Origin of the sequence: Bradyrhizobium sp., from assembly GCF_016462955.1 — a bacterium.
In the GTDB taxonomy this organism is placed as follows: domain Bacteria; phylum Pseudomonadota; class Alphaproteobacteria; order Rhizobiales; family Xanthobacteraceae; genus Bradyrhizobium.
The window spans coordinates 3,577-8,784 of the sequence record NZ_JAEMSD010000289.1 but is presented as its reverse complement, the minus strand read 5'-3'; the positions used below and the strand labels follow the sequence as shown (position 1 = coordinate 8,784).

6 protein-coding genes are annotated in these 5,208 nt (G+C 65.3%); 1 reads left to right on the top strand and 5 read right to left on the bottom strand.

The genetic code is table 11. The features are described 5' to 3' along the window. Positions 1–62: 62 nt before the first annotated feature. Complete coding sequence (locus JHD07_RS25105; RefSeq protein ID WP_291626919.1) at positions 63–1,439, bottom strand: peptidoglycan DD-metalloendopeptidase family protein; 1,377 nt, start codon at positions 1,437–1,439, stop codon at positions 63–65. 108 nt (positions 1,440–1,547) lie between these two features. After that, on the bottom strand, positions 1,548–2,198 hold the full coding sequence (locus JHD07_RS25100) for a protein-L-isoaspartate(D-aspartate) O-methyltransferase (RefSeq protein ID WP_291626918.1): 651 nt from the start codon (positions 2,196–2,198) through the stop codon (positions 1,548–1,550). Between the two features lie 224 nt (positions 2,199–2,422). Here JHD07_RS25100 and JHD07_RS25095 point away from each other — a divergent pair, with 224 nt between their 5' ends. Continuing rightward, a complete protein-coding gene (locus JHD07_RS25095) occupies positions 2,423–2,794 on the top strand; it encodes a response regulator (protein WP_291626917.1) in 372 nt (123 codons plus the stop codon). 2 nt (positions 2,795–2,796) lie between these two features. Here JHD07_RS25095 and surE read toward each other — a convergent pair whose 3' ends face one another. The 3 genes from surE to serS form a co-directional block, all read right to left on the bottom strand. Beyond that, complete coding sequence (gene surE / locus JHD07_RS25090; protein ID WP_291626916.1) at positions 2,797–3,564, bottom strand: 5'/3'-nucleotidase SurE; 768 nt, start codon at positions 3,562–3,564, stop codon at positions 2,797–2,799. 111 nt (positions 3,565–3,675) lie between these two features. Continuing rightward, positions 3,676–4,038 (bottom strand): hypothetical protein, encoded by a 363-nt coding sequence (locus JHD07_RS25085; RefSeq protein ID WP_291626914.1) that lies wholly within the window; start codon positions 4,036–4,038, stop codon positions 3,676–3,678. A 62-nt stretch (positions 4,039–4,100) separates the two neighbouring features. Then, positions 4,101–5,208 (bottom strand): serine--tRNA ligase (gene serS, locus JHD07_RS25080; protein WP_291626911.1); only part of this gene is annotated, 1,108 nt, incomplete at its 5' end.

Genomic DNA, 5,208 nt, shown 5'->3' with positions numbered 1-5,208 from the left:
GCGTACTGGGTCGCCCGGTCAAGCCGGGCGACGACAGCTTTCGCGCGGAGGCCCTGTCGGCCTCACGCCCCGTTCAGGAATTGAAGCGGGTCAACCGGGCTCGATCCCTTGCGGATCTCGAAGTGGAGCTGCGGCGACGCCACCTCCCCGGATTGACCCGACTTGGCAATGACCTGACCGCGCTTGATGGTATCGCCGCGCTTCACCAACAGCTCACTCGCATGGGCATATGCGGTGACGTAGCCGTTGGAGTGCCGAACCAGGACGAGATTGCCGTAACCCTTCAGCTCGTTGCCGGAATAGGCGACGACACCGTCTTCAGCCGCCTTGACCGGCGTGCCCTCGGGCACCGCCAGATTGATGCCGTCATTGGACTTGCCATTGGTCTTGGCGCCGTAGGTCGTGACCACCTTGCCGCGCACCGGCCAACGGAAGGTCGGCAGCGCACCGGTGGCGTCCGCAGCCTTCGCCGGCGTCTCGGCGGGCTTCTCTTCGACATTGGCAGTCGCCTGCGCCAGACGCGCGCTTTGCACCGGCGCGGCGGCGGCCAGCTTGGTGGCGGGCGCGGGAGCGGCCGCGACGGGCTGGAGCGTCGCCACGGGAGCAGCTGCGACCGGAGCCGCCGGCGCCGCGAGGGCAGCGGTCTTGGCACCGGGCACGGTCAGCCTGGTGCCGAGCTTGAGTTTTGCGGACGGATCGATCCCGTTGGCGCGGGCGAGATCAGCCGTCGAGATATGGCTCTTGCGGGCAATGCTGGCGAGCGTATCGCCCTTATTGACGAAATGGGTGCTCGCCGGCGCAGCCATGGCCACGACGGGCTTGGCAGCAGGCGCGGCAGCAACGGGAGCCATCGCAGGCGCCGGGACAGCGGCCGTCGCCGCCGACGGGATGATCAACTGCTGGCCGGGCGAGAGCGCCCGCGGGCCCTTGTAGCCATTGGCCGCAAGGATCGCCTGCGGCGTGACGCGGTAACGCTTCGCGAGAACGTCCAGCGTATCGCTGGTGCCGACGATGATCTTGGTACCACCGGCCGGCTGGGTAGCCGCAACCGAGCGCGGCGGCACGGTGGCCGTGGTCTCCAGGTGCGGCTGCGCCGGGGGCGCGTAAGAGCTGACGCCGCGTCCGCCTCCGGACACGCCGCTGCCCGAACCGACCGGGTAGGATTGCGGGGTGGAGACAGCAGGCGGAGGTAGTGGCTGCGACTGATAATATCCCGGCTGCGTCTGCGGCCGTGCGTATTGCGGCAGCTCGCGCTGCTGCTGCGGCGGCGCCTGCTGCACCGAACCGGTTTGTTCGGACGCGAAGGGATTGGAGAAATTCGACTGGGACAGCCGCGACGACATGTCGGCGCTGCACCCTGCAAAGCTGAAGGAGATCAGCGCCAGCACCGCGACCTGCGGCACGCGGCGCGAGTAAAGCAACTCGGCGACAGCGGACATGGTTACTCACTCGTACGCAACAGAACTGGTGTTTTAAGTAAACACGCGCCGAGTAAATAACGGCTTAACCCTCCGATAAGATGTTGGCCGCACAGCCGATCCGGGATTCTACAGTTCCCGCGCCACGCCGGGCAACGCCGGCACGAAGCGGACCTCCACGAGTTCCCGGCGCTCGAATCCGGCTTCAGTGCGGGTCAGGCGGATCAGCGTCTGTACGCCCTGATGCGGGCCGACCGGGGCGATCAGGATCCCCCCGAGCTCCAGCCGCTCGACCACGTTCTCCGGGATCTGCTCCATCGCGGCGGTGACGATGATGCGATCGAACGGTCGGATATTGGGCGGCAGATCGAGACCGTCGCCAAGCATCACCTCGACATTGTGACAACCAAGCTTCTCGAGCCGGGCGCGTGCCGTGTCGGCGAGCTTGCGATAGCGCTCGACGGTCAGCACATGGCCGGCGAGCCGCGACAGCACAGCGGCCTGGTAGCCCGAGCCAGTGCCGATTTCGAGCACCCGGTGCTGCTTCTGGAGCTGGAGTTGCTCGGTCATGTAGGCGACGACGAAGGGCTGGCTGATGGTCTGTCCGCAAGCGATCGGCAGCGCGCTGTCACGATAGGCGCCATCGCGATCGGCCTCCTCCACGAAGAGATCGCGCGGCACCTCCTCCATGGTCCGCAGCACGGCCTGGTCACTGATGCCGCGGCGCCTCAGCGTGAGCTGAAACATCATCTTTTCCGGCGGCGGCTCGTGGGAAGTCATGGCTACTATCGCTCATTTCGTCTGGCGGCTTTGTCTGCACCGCAGGAACCTGAGCTGGGAATCTTGTTCCGGCTCAGGAACTCGTGGTAACCTTTCGACGCGGCATTTGACCACAACAGGCTTTCAAAGCGCTAAGTCATTTGCGAATTTGCCTTCGCTGAAACGCGCATTGCGCCACTTATCGTTATCTGCGAACGTTCGCGAAAATGGGCAAGGACTCACCTATGACTGCGACAGGGCTTTCGGGCCGCTCTGTTTTCCTCGTCGAGGACGAGGTCATGATCAGAATGATGGTCACGGACATGCTCGAGGAGCTGGGCTACAGGGTTGCCGCCGAGGCCGGCGACATCAATGAAGCCATGCGGCTTGCGCAATCGACCGAATTTGACCTCGCCATTCTGGACGTCAACGTCAACGGCAAGGTCATCTCGCCGGTGGCCGATGTCATCATGGCGAAGGGTTGCCCGTTTATTTTCGCTACCGGTTACGGCTCCTCCGGCCTGCCCGAACAGTACCGCGACCGGCCGGCGCTTCAGAAACCATTCCAGCTCGACGCGCTCAGCAGGACCATCGAAGCCGCGCTTCGCAGCGGCTAGGTCTATTTCAGAGTCGCGCTGAGCTGCTCCGAAAACGCTTCATTGGTGCGGTCGAGCCTGAGCGGGGTGACCGAAACGTAGCGCTCGCGCAGCGCCGCCAGATCGGTGCCGGCGTCAGGCGTGTCGAGCATCGCAGTCCGTTCGAAGCCGATCCAGAAATACGGATTACCGCGGCCGTCCCTGCGCTCATCGATCTTGAGGAAGCCGAGATTGCGCTTGCCCTGCCGCGTGACACGGACGCCCTGCACCTCCTCGGGCGCGCAGGACGGGAAGTTGACGTTGATCACCGTGTCCTTGGGAACGCCGGCGGCAATCACCTTGCGCAGGATGTCGGGCCCGAACTTGCGGGCGGTGTCCCACGGCGGGCGCTCCCGGGTCTCGACGCTGAACTCCTGCGACAATGCAAACGACGGCAGCCCCAGGATGGTCCCCTCCAGCGCGCCGGCAATGGTGCCGGAATAGACCACGTCCTCGGCGACGTTGCGGCCCTTGTTGACGCCGGACAGCACGATGTCAGGCAGCTTGGCACCGAGGATGTGGCGGGCGCCCATGATGACGCAGTCCGTCGGCGTACCGTGCACCGCAAAATGGCGAGGGCCGACTTCGCGCAGGCGCAAGGGGTCGTTCAACGACAGCGAATGCGACACGCCGGACTGGTCGAGCTCGGGCGCCACCACCCAGACGTCATCGGACAAGGCGCGCGCGATCTCCTCCACGACCTTGAGGCCAGGAGCGTGAATGCCGTCGTCATTGGTGCAGAGAATGCGCATGCGAAAGGTTCGTTTCCAAAAAAAAACGGGTCTGAGCCGTCTTATCTGGCCGGGGCCGAACAGGCAAACCGGACGATTGCGGTCGGGCGGCTGGTTCCCGGCCTGATCCCGTTACCCTCGAATGCGCCATTGCGGCAGGAAGCGCGCCAGCCGACCCTCCGCACGCAATTGCATCGCCGGCACGGCCGCACTGATGACCGGAGCCTCGATCACGCCGAGCGCCTCCAATTGCGCCACGAGCGGATTCGACTCCGGCGGCTGCGGAAAGCGCTCGCGCGCCACTGCCAGCGCCTTGTCGAAGTCGGCAGCATTGACGCCGGGCTTGGACCGCCGGCTCTGCACGAGATCGTCGTCCCAAAGCCGGGCGATCTCGATGTCGAGCACGCCGCGCAGGCGCTGATCGATGGCCTGGATCCCGGCGCCCGTTACGGCCCATTGTCGGCCGACCCAGAAGATGTCGCGGTGCAAGGCCATGACCCGTGGGTTCGCGTTGGCGGGTGGCCGGCAGGATAGCCGGCCGCCCGATCTACGCAAGCCTACTCGCGGCCGATCACCTTCAGCCCGCCCATATAGGGCTGGAGCACGTCAGGGACCGCGATCGAGCCGTCCTCCTGCTGATAGGTCTCCATCACGGCAATCAGCGCGCGGCCGACGGCGGTGCCGGAGCCGTTCAGCGTGTGCACGAAGCGCGGCTTGCCGTCGGGCCCGCGCGAGCGCGCATCCATACGGCGGGCCTGGAAGTCGCCGCAGACCGAGCAGCTCGAGATCTCGCGGAACGCCCCGCCCTCGCCCTGCCCGGGCATCCAGACCTCGATGTCATAGGTTTTTTGCGCCGAGAAACCCATATCGCCCGCACAGAGCGTCATCACGCGATAATGCAGGTCGAGCTTCTGCAGCACCTGCTCGGCGCAGGACAGCATCCGTTCCAGTTCGTCCTTGCTCGCTTCCGGCGTCGTGATCGAGACCAGCTCGACCTTGGTGAACTGGTGCTGGCGGATCATGCCGCGGGTGTCGCGGCCCGCGGCGCCCGCCTCGGCACGGAAGCACGGCGTCAGCGCGGTGAGGCGCATCGGCAATTGCTTCTCGTCGAGGATGGATTCCCGCGCGAGATTGGTCAGCGAGACTTCTGCGGTAGGGATCAGGCCGAGCCGCTCGGTCTTCAACCGCTCATGGTCGGGCGAAGCGAGCAGCTCGCCCTTGATCGCCCAGAACTGATCGTCCTCGAATTTCGGCAATTGCCCGGTGCCGAACATCACCTCGTTGCGCACAAGCAGCGGCGGATTGATCTCGGTGTAGCCGTGCTCGGTGGTGTGCAGGTCGAGCATAAACTGGCCGATCGCGCGTTCGAGCCGCGCCAGCCCCTTCTTCAACACGACGAAGCGCGCGCCGGAGAGCTTTGCCGCCGCCTCGAAATCCATGTAGCCGAGCGCGGTGCCGAGATCATCATGCAGTTTCGGTGCGAAGCTGTAGTTGCGCTTGTTGCCGTACACGTGGTGCTGCACGTTGCCGTGCTCGTCGACGCCGTCGGGCACGTCGTCGAACGGGATGTTCGGAATTGCCGACAGCTCCTTCGCCAGCTCCTCGTCGGCAGCCTTTGCGGCGGCTTCGAGCTCCGGCATCGTGGTCTTGAGCTCGGCGACTTCC